Origin of the sequence: Desulfovibrio sp. Huiquan2017 (assembly GCF_017351175.1) — a bacterium.
Classification (GTDB): Bacteria; Desulfobacterota; Desulfovibrionia; order Desulfovibrionales; family Desulfovibrionaceae; genus Pseudodesulfovibrio.
Genome location: NZ_JAFMPN010000008.1, coordinates 105,576 through 129,027, shown reverse-complemented (window position 1 = coordinate 129,027; position 23,452 = coordinate 105,576). Strand labels below are relative to the sequence as shown.

The window sequence follows — 23,452 nt, the reverse complement described above, 5'->3', positions numbered from 1 at the left end:
GGAAGCAAATGTTTAAGAAAGTCAGTGAGTCCAAGGGAAAAACCATCACAATATACTTCGAAGGGCAGCCCCTTGAAGTCGAAGAGGGAATGACCGTGGCGGCTGCGGTCCTGGGCCCCTCCCACGGCTGGACCCGCACTTCCCACGGCGGGCAAAAACGCGGCCCCTACTGTCAGATGGGCGTGTGCCATGAATGCCTCATGACGATAGACGGCGTTCCCAATCAACAGGCCTGCCTGACGGCCGTTGTCGAAGGCATGCAGGTCTTCCGCCAGAACGGCGTGCCCGATTTCCACAAGGAGAACAGCCATGAGTAAGGTTTGGGATGTGATCATCGTCGGTGCGGGGCCTGCGGGCATGTCCGCCGCCATCGAGACCGCCGGGCACGGGCTGTCCACCCTGGTGGTGGACCGGCAGACCGAACCGGGAGGGCAGATCTACCGCAGCGTCGGTTCCTCTCCCATGTCCGGCAAGCTGGGCAGCGACTATGCCGACGGCCTTCCGCTCGTAAAGCGCTTTCTTCAATGCGGCGCACAATTCGAAGCCGGGGCCAACGTCTGGGATATCGCTCCGGACCGGGTGTACTACAGCCAACAGGGCAAGAGCCAATTCGTCCGGGCGCGTCAGGTACTGCTGGCCACCGGCGCCATGGAACGCCCCGTCCCCCTGCCCGGCTGGACCCTGCCCGGCGTCATGGGGTCCGGTGCTTCGGACGTGCTGCTGAAATCGGCAGGCCTCCTGCCCGAAGGTCCGGTGGTCTTGTGCGGCAACGGCCCGCTGATCCTTCAGGCGGCCGTGCACTTGAGCCACTTCAAGGTCCCCGTGGCCGGCGTCCTGCTGACGGGCAGGCTCGGGAACGCCATGCGCGCCATGAAGCATGCGTCCGGGATACTGGCCCGTCCGGGGTATTTCCTCCATGGAATGAACATGGCGGCCAAGACTTTCCTCGGGCAAAAGTGCGTGTTGGGCGCGCAGGACGTGTCCATCCGCGAAAGCGGGCAGGGTCTGAGCGTGAGCTTCGCCACCCGCAGCGGCAAACGCAAAAGCCTGGCCGCCTCCACGGTGCTGCTCCACGAGGGGGTTGTCTCCGAAAGTCGCATCACCCGCCTGGCGCGGCTGCGCCACGCCTGGGACCAGACGCAGCGCTATTGGCACGTGGATGCGGACATGTGGGGCCAGACCTCCGCGCCGGGCCTGCGCACGGCCGGTGACACCGTCACTGTCCGCGGAGCGCTGGCGGCCCGTGCCGAAGGCAGCCTTGTCGGCTTGGATATCTGCCGCGAACTCGGCCGCCTGCCCCTGGCGGAACGCGACAGGGAGGCTCGGCCCTTCCTGCGGACCATCAGGCGCTGCAAGGCTTTACAGCCTTTCCTGGACGAATACTTCGCCCCCACACCCGCCATGCTGCAACCGCACCCGGACGCCATCGTCTGCCGATGCGAAGAACTGACGGCCAGGGACCTGAGCGAAGCAATTCGCGGTGGCTGCTATTCGCCCGACGGCCTGAAGGCCCAGGCCCGGCCGGGCATGGGCACCTGCCAGGGGCGCGTCTGCGGCCAGGCCGTTGTCGAGATGATCGCCGACGCCCAGGGGATGCCGCTGGAGAATCTGCCGCTGTACACAGCGCAACCACCTCTCTTCCCGCTCCGTTTGGGGGAGCTCATCGAGATGCCCAGCCCGTCCGACCTGCTGTAGGCGCGAGCTGTGGATATATAACCTTGTCAACTGATTGAAATAGTTCCTGACGTCAGGGACATGCAGTCCCGGCGGGATGCACGGGCGCTACCGCCGGGACTGCATTGAAGCTCAATCGTGAGCGCCATCTTCGGAGTGGTTTGGGCGACCGCTCCGGAGGGGAAAACCGATATCGGAAGCGACATCAAGAGCTGATGGCGTGGTGAGAGATTGTTCCGGCCGTCGGACGACCGAAGACTCCGACCATGAGATAACAAAGATTTCAAGCTTGCCGTGCTACGGTGGAGGGCAAAATGGTTCGAATTCTCACCGGGTTACTCGTGCTTCTTGGTGCATATTTCCTGTTTGTCTTTTTGAAGGACTATCGTGCGAATCGTCACGTGAAAAGTACAGCAACCGTCGGCGCGGTCGCTCCCATCGGGTTTTTGACGATGTTCGGGGATACGCTCGGGATAGGCAACTTCGCCCCCGCCACGGCCCTGCTGCGGTTCTTCAAGCAAATCGAGGACCAGAAGATTCCGGGAACGCTGAATGTGTTCACTTCCCTTCCGGAAGTGTTTTCCGGCTGTATTCTGATCACGACCATCGACGTGGACCCCGTGACGCTGATCAGCATGTTGGTTTCCAGCTCTGTGGGCGCGTATTTCGGCGCCTCCATCATCTCGCACTTTTCCGTGCAGAAGGTCCGCCTGACCATGGGTGTTGCCCTGCTCGTCACCGCCGTGGTGATGTTCCTGGGCATGATGGGCTGGATGCCGAGCGGCGGCGAAGCCACCGGACTGACCGGGATAAACCTGGTTATCGCCGTCGTGGGCAATTTCATCCTGGGCATTCTGATGACGGCGGGCATCGGCCTGTACGCGCCATGTATGGCGCTCATCTACTTCCTGGGCATGTCCCCCCGGGCGGCCTTCCCCATCATGATGGGCTCCTGCGCGTTTCTCATGCCCATTGCTTCGCTGAAATTCATCAAGGAAGGCGCGCTCGACCGCAAGGTTGCCCTGATCTACATGATGGCCGGCATTCCCGGTGTGCTCGTCGCCGCATTCCTGGTCAAGTCTCTGCCCCTGTTCGTACTGAAATGGGTAGTCATCGGCGTGATTCTCTACACTGCCGCCTCCATGATCTACAGCATGTTCAAGGACTGGCGCCAGAACGCCCCGGCCGCCGATGCCATTCCGGAAAGCAACACACCGTAATTGCCGGCTTTTACAGCAGCAAACCATGCTTCCAAGCATTTCAATGAAAAACATATAAACTCACACGATGGAGGTTTTTTCCATGAAATCAAATCGTCATATATTCACAGTCGAGTCCCACACGATGGGAGAATCCTTGCGGCTGATCGTCGGCGGATTCCCGAAAGTGAAAGGGAGCAGCATGCCGGAAAAAAAGGCATACTTCATGGAGCATTATGATGATCTGCATCGGGCTCTGATCTTGGAGCCGCGAGGGCACTGCAACATGTATGGCGCGGTCTTGACCTCGCCGTGTAATCCCGACGCCGATTTCGGCGTGATATTCATGCACGGGAACGGCTATCACAACATGTGCGGCCACGGCACCATCGCCACCAACACCATCATGGTCGAAACCGGCATGATCGAAGTCCAGGAACCGAATACGTCCGTGAAGATGGAGACCCCGGCCGGTCTGGTCAGCGTGAACGTGAACGTTGAAGGCGGAAAGGCCAAAAGCGTGTCGTTCGAGAATGTTCCAGCCTTTCTGTACCGCAAGGATGCCGAAGTCGATGTTCCCGGCTATGGGAAATTGACGATGGACATCTCTTTCGGCGGAAGCTTCTTCGCCATCATCGACTCCAAAAAGCTGGGGCTCGAAATCTGCACCGAGAATGCGTCCAAGCTGACCGATGCGGGCATGGCCATTCTCCGGGCCGCGAATGAGCAGATCGAGATCATCCACCCGGAGCTGCCGCACATCACCACCATCGATTTGTGCGAGATCTACGGCCCGGCCAAATCGCCGGACACCGACATGCAGAACATCACCATCTTCGACGGCCAAATCGACCGCTCTCCTTGCGGCACCGGGACTTGCGCGAAGGTCGCGACATTGTGGGCCAGAGGCGAGCTGGCCTTGGACGAACCCTTTGTCTATGAAAGCGTCATAAACACCAAATTCATCGGCAAAGCCAAGCGGGAGACGACCGTCGGGCCGTACAAGGCCATCATCCCGGAGATCACCGGCAGCGCGTATATCACGGGCTACGGGCAATATGTGATAGATGAAGACGATCCGGTAAAATACGGATTTTCCTTGCAATAGACCTCACCCCAACCCCATGCAGGCCGTTTGTTCGCAACCAGACGGCCCCAGGTGCAAGCCCCGGGCGCAACGCTTCCGGGGCTTGCTGTTTTCAGCGGAACCCGCCCCAGCGGTATCCCCTTGGGCCCCGCGTAAAGCCTCTTGACAAGCATTGCGTTTGCGATAAGCCTCCTCGTGTAACCAAGGAGTTTGGATGATTTCCCGGTCTCTGGATCTTGCCGCCCGAAATATGGAAAAGGGCGACCCGCAGGTCTAAGCAGCCTCTGCGCCGCGCCCCGGCGCGGCCCTCCCCTATGGTTGACTCAGCCAGCCAGGTCTTGTTTCGCCTGAAACAGGTCTTTTTCGACGCCCTTTCCATATCCCCCATTCCGTTTACCGTTGACCGTCGGCCGCAGCGTCGGCCGGCCGTGATCCGACACGATCGAAGGCTCCCTTCGATGCAACCGCAATGGAATCAAGATGAAGAGACAGACCTTTTCCACGAATCAGGACGAACTGACAGACAACCTCCGCCGACTCGGCTGGAGCGAACGCTTCGACCGCCTGGCGGCCGACGAAAACCTCGACATGAGCCGCATGGCCCGGGTCCTCAGCGCGCAGCGGGACCGTTTTCCGGTCTCCGACGGGCGCGCGCAATGGCTCTGCACCCCGTCCGGCAGGATGCGCCGCCCCCTGGGGCAGGACTATCCGGTCACCGGAGACTGGGTGCTCGTGGACGAAACCGTGATCCAACGCGTCCTCCCGCGCCGGAACACACTGTGCCGGGGCGAGGCGGGCTCACGCGGAAGGCAGGAGGGCGCGTCCCGGCGCGAACAGCCATTGGCCGCGAACATCGACACGGTGTTCATCGTTTGCGGCCTGGACCGTGACTACAACCTGCGCCGGATCGAGCGCTACCTGGCCCTGGTCTATAATTGCGCCATGGCCCCGGTGATTGTCCTGACCAAGGCGGACCTCCACGAATCTCCGGCGACATGCCGGGACGAGGTGGAGAACACCGCGCTCGGCGTCCCGGTGATCCTCACCTCCACACAGGGCGGGCTCGGCGTCGAAGCGCTCCACGCCTTCCTCGGGGCCGGGCAAACCGTCTCCATGATCGGCTCGTCCGGAGCGGGAAAATCCTCGCTGGCGAACATGTTGCACGGCAGCGATATCCAGGCCACGGCGGCCGTGAGCCAAAGCGTGGGCAAGGGTTGCCACACCACGACGTCCCGCGAGTTCATCGCCATGCCCCGGGGCGGCCTGCTCCTGGACAACCCGGGCATCCGCGAAATAGCCTTGTCCAAAGACGGCGATGGCCTGGACGCGACCTTTGCCGACATCCGTGAACTGGCCGATCACTGCCGCTTCGCTGACTGCTCGCACCGGCACGAACCCGGCTGTGCGGTGATCCTCGCCGTGGACACCGGCGAACTCTCCCCGGCCCGCCTGGAGAACTACCGCAAAATGCAACGGGAAATGAGCTACGTCCGGGCCCGCACCGAAAAAAGCGCGGACTGCGTCGAAAAAGAGCGCTGGAAAGACGTAACCATGGAAATCAAGCGCATGAACCGGCGCAAGCAGCGATGACAAAGAAACAGCCCACCGAAGCGCTGCCTTGATAGCGCCCCACCCCCTGAACGCATGGTGGTGAGACAAAAAAAAGCCCTTACGATGCAAGTCGTAAGGGCTTGATCTTTCTCGGCTGAGCCGACGAGGCTCGAACGCGCGGGCTCCGGCGTGGCGGGACGTATAACCAAACGCGGTATGCCGCCGGAATCGGGTCTGCTTTTCGTCCCGCCTAGCCTTCGCGGTAGGTGATGCCCATGCCGCTGCGGGGGTAGCGCCAGGAGAGCACGCCGGGGGGAGCCACGGCCAGGCAGGCCCCGCACTCCAGGCAGGCCGCCGCCATAACCCCGATGGTGCCGTCCGCCTGGATCGAATAGACGTGGGCGGGGCAGATCCGGACGAGCAACGGACCGGCGTCCGCGGCCCTGGCAGCGGCCTGATCGACCGTTATATGGGACTGCTCCACATCCGTTTCATAGTGGTTCCTGTCAAGCCGTTCGGTGACGGTCCCGAATTGATTCGTGTTCATAGCGCCCTCACTGCCGCGTAGGCGTCTCTGGCGAGTTGCATGGCCTTTACCGGCGATTCCTTCAGCGCGGCCATCACCATGGGCAGCAAATGCCGACGCGGCTTCATGTCGAGATTATAGACACCGTACAAGACGTCGCTCAACAACCGGCCATAGTCTCCATACATGCGCGGATTCAGGAAAAAGTCCGGTGCCTTGGCATAGGTCCGCATATCCTGGCCCACAAAGGTCGCATCGAGCTCGGCGGTATAGGCGTCCAGCGAGGCCTGGGAGAAATCCCCCTGTTGCAAGGCGGTGTCGATGGTCTTTGCCGCCACGATACCCGACCCCGCGGCCAGATCCATGCCCCGGAGGGTCAACCCGGTGTTGAGGGTCAATCCGGCGGCGTCGCCGACAACGACCAGGCCCGGCCGGGTGAGGTCGTGCACCATGGCCCGACCTCCTTCGGCGACCAGGTGGCTGCCGTATTCGAGCAATTCCCCTCCCTTGAGAAACGGCGCAATCGCCGGATTGCTCAAGAAACGGTCATGCAGGTCCGAGGACGACTCGCCGCGTTCGACAAGATCGTCGAGCCGGAGCACGACACCAATGGAGATGGAGTCGATGTTGGTATACAAGAACCCCCCGCCGCCCACGCCATTGGTGCAATCGCCGACCACGGCATACGCGGCCCCTTCGTCGCCATTGAGATTGAACCGCTCCTCGATCACCTCGCGCGGCAACCTGATGACCGATTTGACCCCGACGGCCAGATGGTTCGTCGGCTCCGTCGCCCGGATGCCGGCATCCCGGCAAAGGAACGAATTCACGCCGTCGGCCGCGACCACCACATGCGAGCGCAAGGTATCGTCCCCCGCCTTGATGCCGACAATCCGGTCCGCATCCTTGAGCAGCCCGTCGACCTTGATGCCGGGCATCAACGTCACGCCGACATCTTCGCACTTGGTGGCCAGCCAATCGTCGAGTTTGGCCCGGAGCACGGTCACGGCAGTCCCGTTCTGGGCCAGCCGTTCATCACGATAGTCCAGGTTGACGAAGGATGTGGGCGAGAGAAAACTCAGGCAGTTGCGGGTCACCCGGCGTTCGATCGGCGCCTCGGCCTCGAACTCGGGCATAACCTCTTTCATCACGCTGCAATAAAAAACGCCGCCCGACAGATTCTTGCTACCCGGCTTCGGCCCCCGCTCCGCCAGAAGCACGGAATGTCCCTTGACGGCCAGCTGGTATGCCGTGACGCAACCGGCCACACCGGCTCCGACGACGATGACGTCGAAATCGACATCCGGGGATTGGTTCTCTGCATTCATTCCTGCTACCTCCTGTCTCAACCGGGAACCCACCGGGAGGGCGGCGGACCAGCGGCCGCGAATGGCCGCCAGGCCCACCTCCCTCGATCGGTAGGAGCGTGTCCGAGAATGTGACCCTACGATTCCTTGCACATGGCGATTACATGCCGTGCGGCGACCCGCCCCGACGCATGCGCAAAGCCGTTGGCCGTTCCGGGTACATCCAGGTTGTAGGTGTCGCCGAACAAGCCGCTGGCGTCGTTGCCCACGGCGTACAATCCCGGAATGGGGTTGTAGTCTTGGTCGGTGACCTGAAGATCGCCGTTGACCCGAATGCCGCCGTCCGAAGCAAGCACGCTCGCCGCCATATTGATGGCGTAGAACGGGGCCTTCCGCACGGGGCGAAGGAACTTGGCGGGCTTGAAGAACAAGGGATCATACCCCTTGTCGCAGGCATCGTTGTATTCATCCACCGTATTGGCGAGCACGGCGGGATCGAGCTTTACGGCCTTGGCCAGGCCCTCGATGGTGTCCGCCTTCCAGGCGATGCCGTCGGCGACATCCTGATCCAGTTCCGCCTGGAGCCGGACCAGCTTCATGTGGTATTCAATGAAATCGCCGAGGCCGATGTCCGATCCCTCGGTCATGAGGTGCTGCACGGTGTCGCTGTCGATGAGCGCATACACCGTGGCTTGCGGCTGCTTGGCCACGGTGTTCCCGGCGTCGGCAAAACTCATGGCCACTTCCTCGCTGGCGAAGCGACGGCCCGTCTTGTTCACCCACAGGACCGGCTGGGAACCGGCGCCGCTCGCATGCGAGGTCAGGGTCTTGCTTCGCGCGCACGGGACGATCATTATCGCACCGATGTTCTCCGTGTCGGCGCCGACCTCGAGGGCCATGGTCAGTCCGTCGCCGGTGTTCTCCGTGGGAACGCATTGATAGGTGAAGTCCGCACTGCGGTAGAGCCACGAGTACTTCTTCACCAGTTCCGGGTTGTTGCCGTAACCGCCAGTCGCCAAAATCACCGCCCGGCAGCCGATGTTCATGACGTTCCCATCGGAATCCTCGGCCACGACCCCGGTCACGGCGCCGTCCTTCATCAAAATCTTTCTGGCCGGCGTCGACGTGAAGATGTCCACTCCGGCATTGACGCAGGCGCGCAACAGGACCTCCTGGACGCGTTCGCCCAAACCGTCCGGCCGGTGGAACGTGTACAGCTCATGGGGCTGGTCGTACGCATAGATGGAGACGTCGGTGTACTCGATCCCCAGGGACTTCAGGATGTCGATGGTTTCGGCGGTGTTCTCGACCTGCATTCGCACGACGTCGGGGTTGGCCCGATGGTGGCTATATTCGATATATCGGCGGAATCCCTCCTCCCGCGAGGGGAAGTGCTTTCCTTCCTGATCCGGAACACCGCGCTTCTTTTGTTCGCTGGACTCGAACGCGGCGGTTCCCTCGGCGTAGATCGAACTTCCGCCCGTTTGTTCCATCTTCTCCAGGATCGCGGTGCGCAGCCCACCCTGAGCCGCCGTGAGAGCCGCAGACTTTCCAGAGCCGCCGCCACCGATGATGACAACGTCGTATTCAGTATCGAAAGCGATGTTTTGGTCAGACATTCTATTTCTCCTGATAAAAGAGTGTGTTACTCATTCACGATCAACAGGCGTTCCTGAATTCCTCTGCCAATGCGGGGACGACCTTGTAGAGGTCCCCGACGATTCCATAATTGCAATGCTTGAAGATCCGGGCCTCGGGATCGTTATTGACGGCCACGATGACCTTGGCGTCCCGCAGCCCGGACATGTGTTGCGGCTGCCCGGAGATGCCCACGGCGATATAAAGAGCCGGAGCGATCTGATGATGTGAGGACCCGACGACACGCGCCGATTCGAACCACCGCATGTCGTCGCAGACGGGCAGGCTGCAGGCGATCTCCGCGCCAACGGCTGTCGCCAGTTGCCGGATCAGTTCGAGGTCTTCCTTGGCCCGGATTCCCGAGCCCGCGCCCACCACACGCTCCGCGGACAGCAGCCCGGCGCTCTCCGCGCTCGCAGGCAGGGTCTCCACGACACGCAAGGCGCCGTCCGGCTGGCGGACCGGAACTTCCTCGACGGTCGCGGGCTGGCCGGGCGGCAGGTCCACATCCTTTCCGTCGAAAATACCGGCCAGTGAACCGGTCACTTCCAGGGTCTCGACAGCCCTGCCGTCGGCCACGGACCGGCCGACCAGAAGACTATCTCCATCCTCGGCCAGGCTCCGAATCGAACCGACCACGGCGCTGTTCGTCTGCGCGGCAACCATGCCGAGCAGCACACGCCCCGACGGCACATCCGACGAAAGGACAACCCGTACCCCGGCGGTCTTTGCCGCCTCGGCGACTTGCGTTCCGTACGCTTCGGGCGGAAAGCCCTCCTCCACGGCAAACCAGAGAACCCGGTCAGGCCCTTTCGCCGCGACGGTGTCCGCCAGGCCACGAGGCCCGACCACCACCGCCGTGACCTTGCCGCCAAGCTGTCGGACGGCGGAAAGCATCCCGCCTATGCGTCCTTCATCGGTAATGATAAGCCAACTATCTCCACTCACTTGCCACCTCCTGTTGCTCACGCGGCTCCGGCCATGCCTACAACACGTTTTCCGCATGCAGGGCCGCCATCAGCCGTCCGGCAGCGGCCTTGGGGTCCGAGCCGTCGATAATCTGTGCCGGCGGGACATCGGGGAGCTTCGTCCCCCGCGAGGAAACCACGGCCGGTGGGTCAATCGCCAAATCCGCCAGGCCAATCGTGTCCACGGGCTTCTTGCGCGCGGCGAGAACAGCCTTCATTCCGGGAATCTCCTGTTCGGCCCGGTTGGCGACCACGGCCAGAACGGCGGGCCCGGTCACATCGACGATCTGGGTGCCGCTGCCGATCTTGCGGGTCGCCCGCAGCGCCCCATCCCGTTTCTCGACGGACAGGACGTTCGCCAGTGCGGGCCAGCCCAGCTGCCCCGCCAGCGAGGCGACCACGCCGTAATCCCACGCGGAATCGCCGATAACGACGACATCCACATCGCCTGCCCGCCTGACCCCGGCGGCCAGGACGGCACCGGTGACGGCGCTGTCCGCATTGGTCCGGGCGTCGGACACGACCACGGTGCTCGACGCTCCGCGCGCCGCCGCCCAGGCCGTTTCCCCATCGCCTATGGTCAGCCCGACAATCTCGCCGTCCGGGGAAGCGATATCCCTGGCAACCGCCATGGCGGCGGGATCGTCGTCGTTCGCCGACATCCTGACGCCTTGCCAGTCGACGGCGCCGTCGGCGCTCACCCTGGCGTCCTGCGGGTCCTGCGACCATTTGAATACGACAAGTATCTTCATGGGTTTCCCTCGTTCGATGCGCGGTTAGTGGGCGCTCTGGCCACCGTCCACGGGATAGACGCCGCCGGTGACGAAGGACGCCATCGGCGAAGCCAGGAACAGGACGATACCGGCTATCTCGTCCGGCGAGGCGATCCGGTGGGCCGCATTGTAGGACTTGACCAGTTCACGCATTTCCGGGTCGGCCAGCCAGCCCTTTGTCATGCCGGTTTCGGTCAGACCGGGGCAGATCGTATTAACGCGGATATTGCGCGCCGCATATTCCAAGGCGGCGGCCTTGGTCATGCCTGCGACCGCGTGCTTAGCCGTCGCGTAGGGGCTCATTCCGGGGTCGGCCACGAGACTGACGATGGAACCGCAGTTGATGATCGCGCCGCCTCCGACCTTGAGCATCTCGGGGATCTGGTACTTCATGCACAAAAAGACCCCTCTGACGTCCACGGCCATGATCTTGTCGAAGTCCTCTTCGGTCTGATCGGCCAGGTCGACGGTCGGGGGGAGCAATCCGGCATTATTGAAGGCGATGTCGAGCCGTCCATAGGTGTCGATGGTCGTCTTGATGAAGTTCCGCACATCGGAGGAGACGCTGACGTCGGTGCGTACAAATATGGCCTCGCCGCCGGCTTCCTTGATACGGCGCAGAGTTTCATCCGCGTTGCTTCGCCCGGCGATGACGACCTTGGCGCCCTGCCGTGCAAAGGCGATGGCGGTCGCCTGCCCTATGCCAGAGCCGCCGCCCGTCAGGGCGAGAACCTTTCCCGTAAAATCCAACAATTGTTCAGGCATGTGATTGCCTCCTTTCGGTTTCACTTCGTTAAGAGAATCCGCCTTGTCTCCGGTTCCGCCGATGTACGACTCTATCCGTATTCACAACCTCTTAATTTTTGCCGTATCTCCCTGCCTTTAGTGTGTCAATATGTAGATTTTGTATATGTTGCACAAGATTTGAAGTGATAGAAGTATACACAATAGAGATTTTGCATGATAAACACGGACCATTATTCTGACCAATACGGTGGTGATGCAAAAAGGATAGATTGGGCGTCATCCCAGCAGCAGGCACGAAGCGAACCGTTCGGCAAGGACTCTGCGAAGGCGCGGGGAGACAAACGGCGTGAATAGCCCTAACCACTTTGATATATGTTAAAAAATGATCGTATCGTTATCCCTCTGCCTTCTCCTTGGACTCCCGCTCCGAGCAGGGCAAGGGGAGGCGCAGGCTCCGAGACGGCTACCGGCATTTTGAACCAACTATTTCCCGCAAACTATTTTTTGCACCCAACGCGCGCACTATTTATATATTTTCAGAGCATGTATAAGTTTTTGCCAAAAAATGACTCGGATGATATATATACTGCCGTAGCGTAGAGAACGTTTGAGGCAGCGACACCCGCCACGGGGACCGGGCCGACTGACCGCCTCGGACGAAATGGATGCTTTCCCATCGGGTTGCCGACGGATGTTGCCGCCCGATGATTCAAAAACAATCTTGGATGGTATGGAGCGGCACATGACCGACACCGGATCGCCCGCATCCGGGCGGGATATTTGGAAGGTTTTCAATACTCCCGAATTCCAGGCGATGATCAAACGATTCGCGCAGCGATGTATTACCTGGGAGGAGTTTCTGTCCCAGAGCCTGCCTCCGGGCATGAGTCCCCTCGGCATGTGGGAGCTTATGCACCGGATGAGCCGCTATATGGGGATTGAGCTCCCGATCCCGGACTTGAACGACGGCGAGCACTGGTATCGCCGGACGCACGAGCTCTCGGACGTGGTCACCATAGTGACCAGGGCCTGCGCCCCGGACTCCCATCTGCACCGGACCATGACGTCCGCAGGGGGCCAGCACTTTCTCATGAACGTCCGGATCCCGGAAACCATCGCCGCCACGCAGCTGGACGGCCTCTCCATCTCCATGAAGGACGCGGACATACTGCTCAGGCTCGACAAAGCGCCCAAAAACGCGACCGAGCAGCTTGTGTACAACACCTTCTACGCCATCGACCATCTTTCGGAGTTTCTCCACGAACCCTTCTCCAGGGACCTGTTCGTGCATTTCCGCGACCGACTGCTCAAGGGAGTGGATATGGACGCCCTCGCCACGAGCCAGGCCCCCCTGGGCACCGGCCTGTTCGAATGGCCGGACGCCATGGTCGAGCGGTTCGCGGACAGGCAACTGGACCACATCGCCGCCTATGCGAACGGCGAGACCGGCAGCCAGTACGACTATGACCTCCTGCGGGCCCTGATCCTGACGGACTCGTTCCGGTTCTACCGCCCATTCAAACAGGTCAGCTACCAAGTGGGCCGTCTCGTCGCGCATCTCTACGCCCTGAAACACGACCTGCCCGTGCTCGGCCTGTTGCCCGCCTCCCGGGCCAAGCTGGACTGGGACGCGGGACGCATTCTTCCGCCCCTGGTCTCCTTCGACCGGCCCACCTTCGAGAACCTGCGCAGGCGGAGCCCCGGGGACCTGACGTCGCTCCAGACCCTGGCCGCCCAGTTGATGCTGGTCTCGCTCAGGGTCGTCGAGCACTATGTCGAGGCATGGGAGAAATGGGACCGGGAGTTGCGCCAGATGCTCAAGAACGACCCCCAGTTGAACGACCGGCAGCGTTCCATCGTGGGGCGGGCCCTGCGCAATGCCGAGGCCGAATTCACGATCCGCTACCACAAGAACAATCACGGGATCGCCTATCCCACGGCGCGGCGGGATTTTCTCGAACTCGTGGACAAGGGCTATCTTGAGCTCAACCAACGGGGAAAGGCCTTTGTCTTCACGGCGGTCGTCGGATTGCGGGAGATATTCAGCGATGCGGAAACGCTGGCCCGGCTGCGCGGGTTCGCCGTGGACAAATCCTTTTTCCAGGATAGCGGGAAAAGCGGATAGCGCCCATGCCGGGGATTCCCCATGGCAGAGGCCCACTTCCGGGCTTGCATCCCCGCCGGAGTGGAGCCCTTCGGCTACCACGGCATCCGCCACCTCACGGCCACGGAACTGTTCCACGCGGGGCCCCCGGCCTCGCTGATCCAGCGTATCCTGCGCCACAAGACCCCGAACACGACAGCCCGCTATCTCCACGAGCTTGGGCTCGACAACGCGCTCGAACAGATTGATGGGACCTTCTAGGCTGCGCCTATAAAATAGTCGCTAAAAAAACAAGGCCGGGGCGAAAGCTCCGGCCTTTTTATTGGCAAATAAATCGAGTTGTGTATAGGGAGAATGATCGCGATTAATATTTGCAGAAAACATTCAGTGCAAGGAAGTATCATGGATTTTATATTATCAAAACTAAATAAAAAAATAAACTATTTCAGGAAGCAACCTGCGAAGCAAGATATCCTTTGCACATATTTGCGCTCAAAAATCGAGTATATGCTTATTCTAATTCTTGCTTACCTTTGGGATGATAACTTCGAACAACTAGAGGCAGATGACAAGGAATTCGTCCTGAGAGAGTTACCGGCGCCATCAATAGGGGTAATAGTAGAAATTTCTAGGATGCTCGACTTGGACAAGGCCTTCTTTTCAAATAAGAAAATATCGAAAAGAATAAATGAGTATCCTAGCTTCCGAAACAATATAATAGGCCATGGTTTCGCTTACGAGGACGCAACTGAAACTGTAATAGATAGATACAACAACATTATAAACGATATAGAAAACAGCAGCGCATTATTTGAAAACAAATACGACATGATCTTCATCGACAAAGAAGAGGATAAAATCCTACATGGTACAGTTTATAATGCAGATGGAAATGAATATGATTACTACAGTTGTCCATCACATGCAACGACAGCACAGAAAAACAACTTATACATAAGAATTAATAGTGGAAAATTTAAAAGGGTATCTCCATTCATACACATCAGAGATGAAGACAGTGTCTACATGTATCGCAGTATCAAGGAAAAACTGATTGGAAAAGTTCAATACAATCAGCTTGGAAAAACTGGTGAGCTCTATGTGGTATGGCCAGAATTGATAAATATCACAATAGAACATGACGGAAAAAGAAAAAGAACAGAAAACTCAACAATCATAAACGAATTCAGAAACAACTACAAAAAGTATATAGATGTTGGCGTAAAAAGACAGATCAAAGATTTTTTGACGAAAAATAGAGCTTCAGCAAGCGCCACAGTATGGGGGCACGGAGGAGTAGGTAAAACCGCATCAGTTCAAAGTATATGCGAAGACCTATCTGTCAACAAAAAATATTTCGACTACATTGTCTTTTATAGTGCTAAAGATAGATACTACAATTACTTTAGCGGAGAAGTAGTAGATAACGAGCCTTCTGCAAGAAGCTTTAACGACATCATCGAAGAAACAAATTCTGTAATTCATGGTGAGCTCTCAGCCGATAAGAATAAGATTCTAAACTACGAGGGGAAAGTCCTCATTATTATTGACGACTTTGAGACTTTCCCCCCTGACGAAAGAGCTTTAATCGAAGCGTTCACCAGAAAACTTGATATTGATCGCCATAAAGTCCTAATTACAACTAGATCAAACTCAGTCATTGGTGAAGAGATTCGAACCAATGAACTCGACACGAAGAGGACCCTAGAGTTCCTTTACGAAGTATTAATTAATGAGTTCAAAATAGAACAAATAAAACCATACCAAGAAAACATCACTGACAAAAACCTTGGCAAGACAATTCATGATATAACAAGCGGAAGGCCAATTTTTATATACCAGTTTGCATACCTGTGGATGCAAAATGGTAACATTGACAAGATCATAGACAAAGATCTCAAGAATTCTGAAGCAGCGATCGACTTCCTATACGGAAGAATCTTCGACTATCTCACACTTAACTCAAAAAAATTATTTGGGACAATCAGTCAGTTGGTCGACGAAGACGAACTTTCAAACTTGGTAGCAAAGCTCGCTTATGTTGTTGAAATGGACAAAGATGGAGATCGGTTCACTTCATCACTAATAGATTTGCAAAAATTAAGAATAATCGAATTAGATGGCAAATTCTTCAAGGTGTATTCAAAAGAAATTTTCCAGATAATGAAATCGTCTTTTGAAGACCTTGCGGCAAGTTTCAAAAAGAAAGTCATACGAAACATTGGGAGAGTAGGATCGGACAATTCTTTTGAAATCGACGAAGCTCTTTTAAGAAGCGCTGACTCTTCTAGATACACAGAAACTGAAGAAAACGTGATAGAGCAGTACCGCTTTGTTTTAGATCGATCATCGGCACCATCCAGTATACGTTTTAAAGCGATTCTCAATGCAGTTAATTACTACGCGAATGACAGAGGTAAAAGACTCGAAGCGATTGAGTTATGCAACACCTACTACAACACTTTTAGGCTCGACAACAGGTTTATTAAACTTTTCGCAAGTCTTTGCTGGTCTGCTGGAGGGAAAGAACATAAGTCAAAAGCGATACGGTTAATCGAAGATCACTTCTCAGAATCATCAGCTCAACTCAAAACAGATGACTTAATTTGTGTTGATATATTTTCCTTGCTAATACTCTACAAGGCAATTTTTTGGATAGATGAAAGGAAGCAATTGAAAACTAAGAAACGCTTAGATGAAATTACTCACGATCAATTTAAATCTGCTTGTGCTGTCCAAAAAACGAGATTCTTTGATATCCTTTACGAAGGCGACGCATATTATCAATTCATTCAAGATGTCGACGTCAATCGCATAGAAGCTGAAGTACGTATGAATGTAATATCTGCTTTGCGTCAGCTGGTTGAAGTCGCTATTCGTGTGCAAGACTTTGACAAGGGTGAAGAATTATGCATCTACGCCATGACCAATCTCCCCCATGCATCACAAAATGCCTTTAGCAAAAGGCTGAAGGATATCGACTACTACAGAAGCCAAAACAGCTAAAACACAATAAAAAACCTTTTGGACTATATTGATGGACTTCCTGAGTTTCGACCAATTATCAAAAAAAGAAAAAGGACCTCAAGCTAATTGCTTGAAGTCCTTGATCTTTAGTGGCGGAGCCGACGAGACTCGAACTCGCGGCCTCCGGCGTGACAGGCCGGCGTTATAACCAGCTTAACTACGGCTCCGCTCTATTATATAAAGGGTGTTAAGCTACCCCTTATGTCAAAGATGGTGGGCGCGACAGGGCTCGAACCTGTGACCCTCGGCTTGTAAGGCCGATGCTCTCCCAGCTGAGCTACGCGCCCGCAGGAAGAGAGTCTTTAGCTTGGCCCGTGACGCTTGTCAACCACTTTCGGCAGTGGCGGCGCGCTGTTGGCCAAGCTCCCAACCGCGTTCAGCGAAGGGCATACTGCCCACACGGCCGCCTTTTGTCAACGCTTTTTGACAAAAATTTTACAATCTTCAACCGTCTGAAATAGCTTGCCTATTTCGCGGCCCAAAGAACGCGGCCACCCTTCCGGGCGAGCCATCCCACGGGCAGGCCGCGATAATACAATCCCACGCTCCCCCGGCCCGCCTTGAACTGTACGCTCTGGCCCGTGAAAAGCCGTTCCAAAACCTCGATATCTTCCGCTTCGAACACGTCGCAAGACGCCTGGGCCGGGTCTTCGGTGAGCAGCATGCGGGCCAGCGGGCCCGGGGTGAACTTGATCCGGTCGCCCTTGCCCGCCACCTTGCCCAGGGGAAATCCCTGCCAGCGCAGGGAGCCGGGCATCAGATCCAACGCCCGCTCGTGCAGGAAGAACGCCTTGCCGCCGAAGTCGAAGACCTCGCCCCGGGGCAGCCGGGTCAGGTCCAGCCCGTCGCCGCCGAGCATCCGGGCCAGATTCAGGCGGGTACCCGGCAGGTCTCTTTTTTGCGCGGGGGCGACGGGACTTGCGCTCGCCTCGCCCCGTTTCACGAATCGGGCCAGAAAGAACCCCTGGCCGTCCGAGCCCTCGGCAACGCGCAGGACGCCGTCCAGGCCGGGCCGGTGCGGCGGCTCAAAAACAAACCCGGCGGGCTTGGCAAGGGGCTCCAGATCGAAATCGAGGGCCCCAAGCGCCCAGGCGACCTGATCCTCGTTCTCCTCGATATTGGTGGTGCAGGTGGAGTACAGAACCGTTCCGCCGGGTTCAAGCAGGTCCGCCGCCTTTTGCAGGAGCGTCTTTTGCAAGGAGACCAGCGGGGCCGTCTTGGACCCGGACCAGACCTCCATGACCTTGGGATTTTTGTCCACGGTCCCCCAGCCGCTACACGGCGGGTCCAGTTGGATGTGGCTCCAGACGCCGTCCGCAAAGGGCAGGTCCTGGGCCATGGCCTTGGCCGTGGCCGTGTTCACCGAACCGGTACGGCGCAGGTTGGCGCGCAGGGTAGCCAGCCGGTCAGCCGACGGCTCGGAGGCGAAGACGAATCCCCGCGGGCCCACCAGGCGGGAAAGCAGGCTGGTCTTGCTGCCCGGGGCGGAGCACATGTCCAGGACGCTCGCTCCGGTCGGCGGGGCCAGGGTCAACGGCGGCAACATGGAGGAGCGATCCTGAATGTAGATCAGCCCGAACCGGGCGGCCAGGCTCTCCCCAAGGGGAAACGGCTCACGAACCAGCCTGCGGGCATAGGCGAAAAACGGCTCGGGCTCGAAATCGAAGCCCTGCTCGCGAAGCAATCCCTCCACCACCGGGATGGCCGGCTCGTCGCAAACCAGCCGGAAGGTGCGTCCAAATTGGGTCATGAACTCTCCCTGCGGCGGCCCGGACACCGGACCGCCACCATGCCGGCCGGCCCGTCCGCCGGCGGCAGCAATAGCGGCTACGGCCCGCCAGATCAACCTTCTTGGCCCTTTGCATCCAGCCAGGAAACTGGTACAAGGGCCTCCCGTGCGAAACCGCACGTCCACACAAGTCATTAACGTAGGCTATCACCTACCTTCCGGAGGAATACATGGCAAGAAAACCCGTCATCACCGTCTTGACCGCCCTCGCGGCGACTCTGCTCCTGGCCCTTCCGGCCATGGCCCAGGGAGCCAAGACCTATGCGGTCCTCCCGTTCGTCTACAATGGTCCCCAGAAATACGAATACTTTTCCAGAGCGGTCCAGGCCAGCCTGGAAAACGATCTGGAATGGCTCGGACACGCCGAGCCGTCCACCAAGAGCCTGAAATCCGTGACCGTGCCCAAGGACAAGGGCGCGGCGCTGAATGCCCTGCGCGGCATGGGCGTCGACTATCTCATGTACGGCGAGATCGCCATTCTCGACACCAAGGCGCATTTGCGCATCGACGCGGTTTCCGCCGACGGCAAGTCCTGGCAAAAGAAGGGCGAGGTGGACATCGACCAGATGACGGGATGGCTGGACTCCCAGGCCAGAGTCATTCAGGGCGACGTCTTCAACCGCCCGGGCTATGGCACGGTGGAAAAGGCGCAGGTGGAAAAGAACACGATGCAGGCCGCGGCGCCCTCCGACAGCCCGTTCCTGACCGGAGACGGCAAGCCGTTCCAGGCGGCCGCCCTCAACCCGCAGTTCCGCTATGAAGGCGGCACCGAGACCACCGGCCGGTGGAGAAGCCAGACCCTGCCCTTCTACTCCTTCGGCATGTACGTCGCCGACGGCGATGCCGACGGCCGCAACGAACTGTTCGTCCTCCAGGAATCGGCCATCTCGGCCTACCGTTTCAAAGAAGGCAAGCTCCAGCACCTGAACACCTTCGAGCTGCCCGCCAACGTCATGAGCGTGCGCCTCGAAGTGGCGGACCTCAACCGCGACGGCCTGCCCGAATTCATCATCGGCGCCTATCAGTTCGAGAACCAGGGCGGCATCCGCGCCCCGCGCGGCACCCCCCGCTCCAGCATCCTGACCTTCGAGGGGGGCAAGTTCAAATACCTGGTCAAGAAGGTGGACCGCTTCCTCGGCGTGCTCCGCCTCCCGCCGACCTACATGCCCATCCTGGTGGCCCAGAAAAAAGGCCAGCGCGACCTCTTCGACAAGCACATCACCGAGGCATTCATCAAGGGCGACAGCATCGAAATCGGCCAATCCATCCCGGTTCCGCCCTTCGCCAACGTCTACAACCTGACCTACCTGCCCGACGGACTGGGCTACAAATGCATCGTCATCAGCAACAGCCACAAGATGCTGGTCTACAGCCAGAGCTTCGAACGCCTCTACGAAAGTGACGAAACCTACAGCAGCTCCGGCGTGGTCATCGAGACCGCCGACAAAATGGTCGGCATGGGCGGCGGCCCGACCGAAGAGCACGGCATCGTCTACAACATTCCCATCCGGGGCCTGGCCGCACCGCTGACCTCCGACAAGCACTACGAACTGCTGGTCAACAAGGATCTGTCCGCCACGGCACAGATTTTCAAGAACTACAAATACTTCACTCAGGGAGAGATCCACTCGCTGGTCTACGACCAAGTGGGCATGAACCTGGCCTGGAAGACCCGGCGCATCAAGGGCCAAGTCGCGGACTTGGCCCTGGCCGATCTGAACAATGACGGCAACAAGCAGTTGTGCGTGCTGGTCAACACCTTCACGGGCTACGGCTACGGCAACCGCAAGACCCTGGTCCTGGCCTACGATCTGAACGCCAAATAGGGAGCGGTCGGCCGATCGCCTCCAACACGCATTATTAAGGAGAGAGTGATGCGAAAACCGATGACCGTGCTGGCCGCCTGTCTGGCCTGGCTCTGCCTCATGGCGGCCACGGCCCTGGCCGGAACCATGGTGACCTATGCCAACTTCCCGCCCTCCAAGACCTTCCCCTGCGTCCAGATGGAGCGTTGGAAGGCCGAGGTGGAGAAGCGCACCGGCGGCGCATTGACCGTCCAGACCTTTCCCGGCTCCACCCTGCTCGGGGCCAAGAACATGCTGCGCGGCGTGCAGACCGGTCAGGCCGACATCGGTTGCATCTCCATTGCCTATTATCCCGGCGTATTCCCGCTCATGTCCGCGGTCAACCTGCCCGTGGCCTTCACCTCCACCGAGGCGGCCAGCCTGACCATGTGGGACCTCTTCCAAAAATACCAGCCCGAGGAGTTTAAGGACGTCAAGGTCCTGACCCTGTTCACCTCGGCCCCGTCCCAGATCATGAGCAAGGAGCCGGTCAAGACCCTGGCCGATCTCAAGGGCATGCCCCTGCGCGCCTCGGGCTCCATCCTGCGCGTGCTGAGCGGCCTGGGCGCCCAGGGCGTGGGAATGCCCATGTCCGAGACCCCCGAAGCCCTGCAAAAGGGCGTGGTCAAAGGGTTGGTATCCTCCTTCGACGTGCTCAAGGACTTCAACTTCGCCGAGAGCTGCCGCCACGAGACCATCACCAACCTGCCGGTCTATCCCTTTGCCGTGATCATGAACAAGGCCAAATGGGAATCCCTGCCCGGCGACGTGAAGGAGGTCCTCGACGACCTGGCCCGCGATCAGGCCCAGTGGACCGGCCGGTACCTGGACGCCCACATCAACGACTCCCTGGACTGGTCCCGGGAAAAGTACCAGGTGGAGGTCCACGCGCTGACCCCGGCCGAACACGCCGAGATCAGGAAACTGGGCCAGCCCCTGGTGGAGGCCTGGAAGGCCGAATGCGCCAAGGCGGGCATCGATGCCGACGCGGTGCTCGAAGACCTGCTCAATCTTCAGGCCAAATACGAATCCCTGTAACACGATCCGCCCCCGCGTCCGCGCGGGGGCGGTTTTTTTCGGGGCTCCCATGATGCGATTTCTCGACCGCGCCAGCGAACTGACGGCCAAGGCTTTGGCCGTGCTCGCTGGCGTATTTCTCGTTTCCATGATGCTGCTGGCCTGCGCCAACATGGTCCTGCGGTCCGTCTTCGGTACGCCGGTCCAGGGCACCTTCGAACTGATGGGCTTTCTCGGCGCGGTGGTAGCCTCCTTTTCCCTGGCCTTCGCCCAACGGCGCAAGGCGCACATCGCCGTGGGCATCCTGCTTTCCCGCTTTCCGGCCTGGTTCCGGCGGCTGGCCGATGCGGCCACCAACGGGCTGTCCTGCGGCTTTTTCCTCCTGGCGGGCATCGAGACCTGGAAATGGGCCCTGTTCCTGGTTCAAACCGGCGAGGTTTCCGAGACCCTCCAGATCGTCTTCCATCCCTTCGTGTTCGCTTCGGCCGCCGGGTGCCTCGCCCTGGCCTTCGTCCTGGCCGTGGACACGCTCAAGGTCCTGACCCGGGAAAAGGCGGCGTAATGGACCCGATCACCACCGGCATTCTCGGCACCCTTCTGCTCCTGGCGTCCATCTTCCTGTTCCGCATCCCCGTGGCCTTCGCCATGGGCCTCATCGGCTTTTCCGGCTTCGCCTACATCCTCAATTGGAACGCGGCCACGGGCATGCTCGGCACCGAGATGTGGAACGTCTTTTCCAACTACGGGCTGACCGTCATTCCCCTGTTCATCCTCATGGGCCAGATCTGCTTCTACTCCGGCGTCAACGAGCGGTTGTACAAGTCCGCCTACGCCTGGATGGGCCAGATCAAAGGCGGCATCGCCATGACCACGGTCCTGGCCTGCGCCGGGTTCGCGGCCATCTGCGGGTCCAACTCGGCCACGGCCGCGACCATGTCCACCGTGGCCCTGCCCGAGATGAAGAAATTCAAGTACAACCCGATCCTGTCCACCGGCTCGGTGGCCGCGGGCGCGACGCTCGGCGTGGTCATTCCCCCCTCGGTGGTCCTGATCATCATCGGCCTGCAGACCAGCCAGTCCATCGCCGGACTGTTCGTGGGCGGGATGGTCCCCGGCGTCCTGCTGACCGGACTGTTCCTGGGGACCATCTGGTATCTGTGCAAACGCCACCCGGACTGGGGCCCGGCCGGACCGAAGACCACCTTTGCCGAGAAGCTTCGCTCCCTGCCCGGCTCCATCGAGATGATCACCCTGTTCATCCTGGTCATGGGCGGCCTGTTCATGGGTTTCTTCACCCCCACCGAAGCGGGCGCCGCAGGCGCGGCCCTGGCCCTGCTCATCGCGGTCCTGTCCGGACAGATGAACGTGGAGAAATTCCGGCTGGCCGTCAGCGACACCCTGAAAATCTCCTCCATGATCATGGTCATCATGCTCGGCGCGGTCATTTTCGGCCGCTTCCTGGCCATCTCCCGGCTGCCCTTCGAGACCGCCACCTGGGTGGCCGGACTGCCCATCCCGCCTGTGGTCATTATCATGGTCATCTGCCTGATCTACGTCATCGGCGGCATGGTCATGGACGCACTCGCCCTGCTGTTGGTGACCATCCCCATCTTCTTCCCCGTGGTCACGGCCATGGGCTACGACCCGGTCTGGTTCGGTGTGCTCATCACCGTGGTCACCACGCTGGGCGCCATCACCCCGCCCGTGGGCGTCAACCTGTTCATCGTCGCGTCCATGGCACCCGACGTCTCCATGACCGACGCCTTCAAGGGAGTGGCCTATTTCGTGGCCGCCTACGCCATCTGCGTGGCGCTCATGTTGATGGTGCCGGAACTGGTGACGTTCCTGCCGAGCCTGATGTAAAAAAAGGGGAATTATCCCCTTAACTCCCTGGAAAAACCAGGCGTTGAAAGCCGCTTCGCGGCAAAAATCAAACTGATTTCGCCTCCGGCGCGATCTTTTTTCCACCACGCGGCTTTTCGCCTACGGCAAGGGGGTTAACTCTATACGTTCCCCCCAAATGAGTCGCCGCGGGCGGACGGCCCGCTCTCGACCTCCTTGCGCCCGCGCGAAACGCCCCTGCCGAGTACTGCGCACCCGAATCCCCCAAAAAAACTCAGGCCTTCGACGTACTGTTGCGGCGGCGGCTTTTTTATGCGCCCGCACCCCGCGAAGCGGCGATAAAAAGTCGAGGACAAGGA

General features: G+C 59.1%; 19 protein-coding genes and 2 tRNA genes. 12 read left to right on the top strand and 9 right to left on the bottom strand.

Translation table 11 applies throughout. The annotated features are described in order from the left end of the window. Positions 1–8: 8 nt before the first annotated feature. The 5 genes from J0909_RS08310 to rsgA all read left to right on the top strand — a co-directional run bounded on the left by J0909_RS08310 (position 9) and on the right by rsgA (position 5,550). Complete coding sequence (locus tag J0909_RS08310; RefSeq protein WP_207262007.1) at positions 9–317, top strand: (2Fe-2S)-binding protein; 309 nt, start codon at positions 9–11, stop codon at positions 315–317. Further along, positions 310–1,695, top strand: a complete 1,386-nt coding sequence (locus J0909_RS08305; protein ID WP_207262005.1) for an FAD-dependent oxidoreductase — start codon at positions 310–312, stop codon at positions 1,693–1,695. Before J0909_RS08310 ends, J0909_RS08305 begins: the two co-directional genes overlap by 8 nt. A 293-nt stretch (positions 1,696–1,988) precedes the next feature. Next, positions 1,989–2,894, top strand: coding sequence for a sulfite exporter TauE/SafE family protein (locus J0909_RS08300; RefSeq protein WP_207262003.1), 906 nt, complete (start codon positions 1,989–1,991; stop codon positions 2,892–2,894). A gap of 67 nt (positions 2,895–2,961) precedes the next feature. After that, positions 2,962–3,981 carry a proline racemase family protein gene (locus J0909_RS08295; RefSeq protein ID WP_353616749.1) on the top strand — a complete coding sequence of 340 codons (1,020 nt, stop codon included), beginning with the start codon at positions 2,962–2,964 and terminating at the stop codon, positions 3,979–3,981. Between the two features lie 459 nt (positions 3,982–4,440). Further along, positions 4,441–5,550, top strand: a complete 1,110-nt coding sequence (rsgA, locus tag J0909_RS08290; RefSeq protein WP_207262001.1) for a ribosome small subunit-dependent GTPase A — start codon at positions 4,441–4,443, stop codon at positions 5,548–5,550. Positions 5,551–5,761: 211 nt separating this feature from the next. On the opposite strand, the gene J0909_RS08285 is transcribed toward rsgA, so the two are convergent. From J0909_RS08285 to J0909_RS08260, 6 genes are all read right to left on the bottom strand, one after another. Beyond that, complete coding sequence (locus J0909_RS08285; RefSeq protein WP_207262000.1) at positions 5,762–6,058, bottom strand: ferredoxin family protein; 297 nt, start codon at positions 6,056–6,058, stop codon at positions 5,762–5,764. Then, complete coding sequence (locus tag J0909_RS08280) at positions 6,055–7,365, bottom strand: FAD-dependent oxidoreductase (RefSeq protein WP_207261999.1); 1,311 nt, start codon at positions 7,363–7,365, stop codon at positions 6,055–6,057. Before J0909_RS08280 ends, J0909_RS08285 begins: the two co-directional genes overlap by 4 nt. Before the next feature lie 116 nt (positions 7,366–7,481). Then, the gene (locus J0909_RS08275) at positions 7,482–8,963 is read right to left on the bottom strand and encodes an FAD-dependent oxidoreductase (RefSeq protein ID WP_207261998.1); all 1,482 of its coding nucleotides are present in this window, start codon (positions 8,961–8,963) and stop codon (positions 7,482–7,484) included. 40 nt (positions 8,964–9,003) lie between these two features. Next, positions 9,004–9,930, bottom strand: coding sequence for an electron transfer flavoprotein subunit alpha/FixB family protein (locus tag J0909_RS08270; protein ID WP_207261997.1), 927 nt, complete (start codon positions 9,928–9,930; stop codon positions 9,004–9,006). A 37-nt stretch (positions 9,931–9,967) separates the two neighbouring features. Then, entirely contained in the window at positions 9,968–10,702 is a 735-nt protein-coding gene (locus tag J0909_RS08265; RefSeq protein WP_207261996.1) for an electron transfer flavoprotein subunit beta/FixA family protein, read from the bottom strand. 24 nt (positions 10,703–10,726) lie between these two features. Beyond that, positions 10,727–11,488, bottom strand: a complete 762-nt coding sequence (locus J0909_RS08260; protein WP_207261995.1) for a glucose 1-dehydrogenase — start codon at positions 11,486–11,488, stop codon at positions 10,727–10,729. 724 nt (positions 11,489–12,212) lie between these two features. Here J0909_RS08260 and J0909_RS08255 point away from each other — a divergent pair. The 3 genes from J0909_RS08255 (at position 12,213) to J0909_RS08245 (ending at position 16,580) form a co-directional block, all read left to right on the top strand. After that, complete coding sequence (locus J0909_RS08255) at positions 12,213–13,595, top strand: Fic family protein (protein WP_207261994.1); 1,383 nt, start codon at positions 12,213–12,215, stop codon at positions 13,593–13,595. Positions 13,596–13,616: 21 nt separating this feature from the next. Beyond that, on the top strand, positions 13,617–13,835 hold the full coding sequence (locus J0909_RS08250) for a tyrosine-type recombinase/integrase (protein ID WP_207261993.1): 219 nt from the start codon (positions 13,617–13,619) through the stop codon (positions 13,833–13,835). 141 nt (positions 13,836–13,976) lie between these two features. Further along, positions 13,977–16,580 carry an NACHT domain-containing protein gene (locus tag J0909_RS08245; protein ID WP_207261992.1) on the top strand — a complete coding sequence of 868 codons (2,604 nt, stop codon included), beginning with the start codon at positions 13,977–13,979 and terminating at the stop codon, positions 16,578–16,580. Between the two features lie 111 nt (positions 16,581–16,691). Here J0909_RS08245 and J0909_RS08240 read toward each other — a convergent pair. The 3 genes from J0909_RS08240 to J0909_RS08230 form a co-directional block, all read right to left on the bottom strand. Continuing rightward, positions 16,692–16,768: transfer RNA gene (locus tag J0909_RS08240), tRNA-Asp, on the bottom strand. Between the two features lie 44 nt (positions 16,769–16,812). Beyond that, positions 16,813–16,888: transfer RNA gene (locus tag J0909_RS08235), tRNA-Val, on the bottom strand. Between the two features lie 179 nt (positions 16,889–17,067). Then, entirely contained in the window at positions 17,068–18,351 is a 1,284-nt protein-coding gene (locus J0909_RS08230) for an NOL1/NOP2/SUN domain family protein (RefSeq protein WP_207261991.1), read from the bottom strand. Positions 18,352–18,560: 209 nt separating this feature from the next. Between J0909_RS08230 and J0909_RS08225 the strand changes: the two genes are divergently transcribed. The 4 genes from J0909_RS08225 to J0909_RS08210 are packed head-to-tail and all read left to right on the top strand — an operon-like array spanning position 18,561 to position 23,114. Then, positions 18,561–20,216 (top strand): FG-GAP repeat domain-containing protein, encoded by a 1,656-nt coding sequence (locus J0909_RS08225; protein ID WP_207261990.1) that lies wholly within the window; start codon positions 18,561–18,563, stop codon positions 20,214–20,216. Between the two features lie 48 nt (positions 20,217–20,264). After that, a complete protein-coding gene (locus J0909_RS08220) occupies positions 20,265–21,272 on the top strand; it encodes a TRAP transporter substrate-binding protein (protein WP_207261989.1) in 1,008 nt (335 codons plus the stop codon). Positions 21,273–21,321: 49 nt separating this feature from the next. After that, positions 21,322–21,813, top strand: a complete 492-nt coding sequence (locus tag J0909_RS08215) for a TRAP transporter small permease (protein ID WP_207261988.1) — start codon at positions 21,322–21,324, stop codon at positions 21,811–21,813. Continuing rightward, a complete protein-coding gene (locus tag J0909_RS08210) occupies positions 21,813–23,114 on the top strand; it encodes a TRAP transporter large permease (protein ID WP_207261987.1) in 1,302 nt (433 codons plus the stop codon). Before J0909_RS08215 ends, J0909_RS08210 begins: the two co-directional genes overlap by 1 nt. The last annotated feature ends 338 nt before the right edge of the window (positions 23,115–23,452 follow it).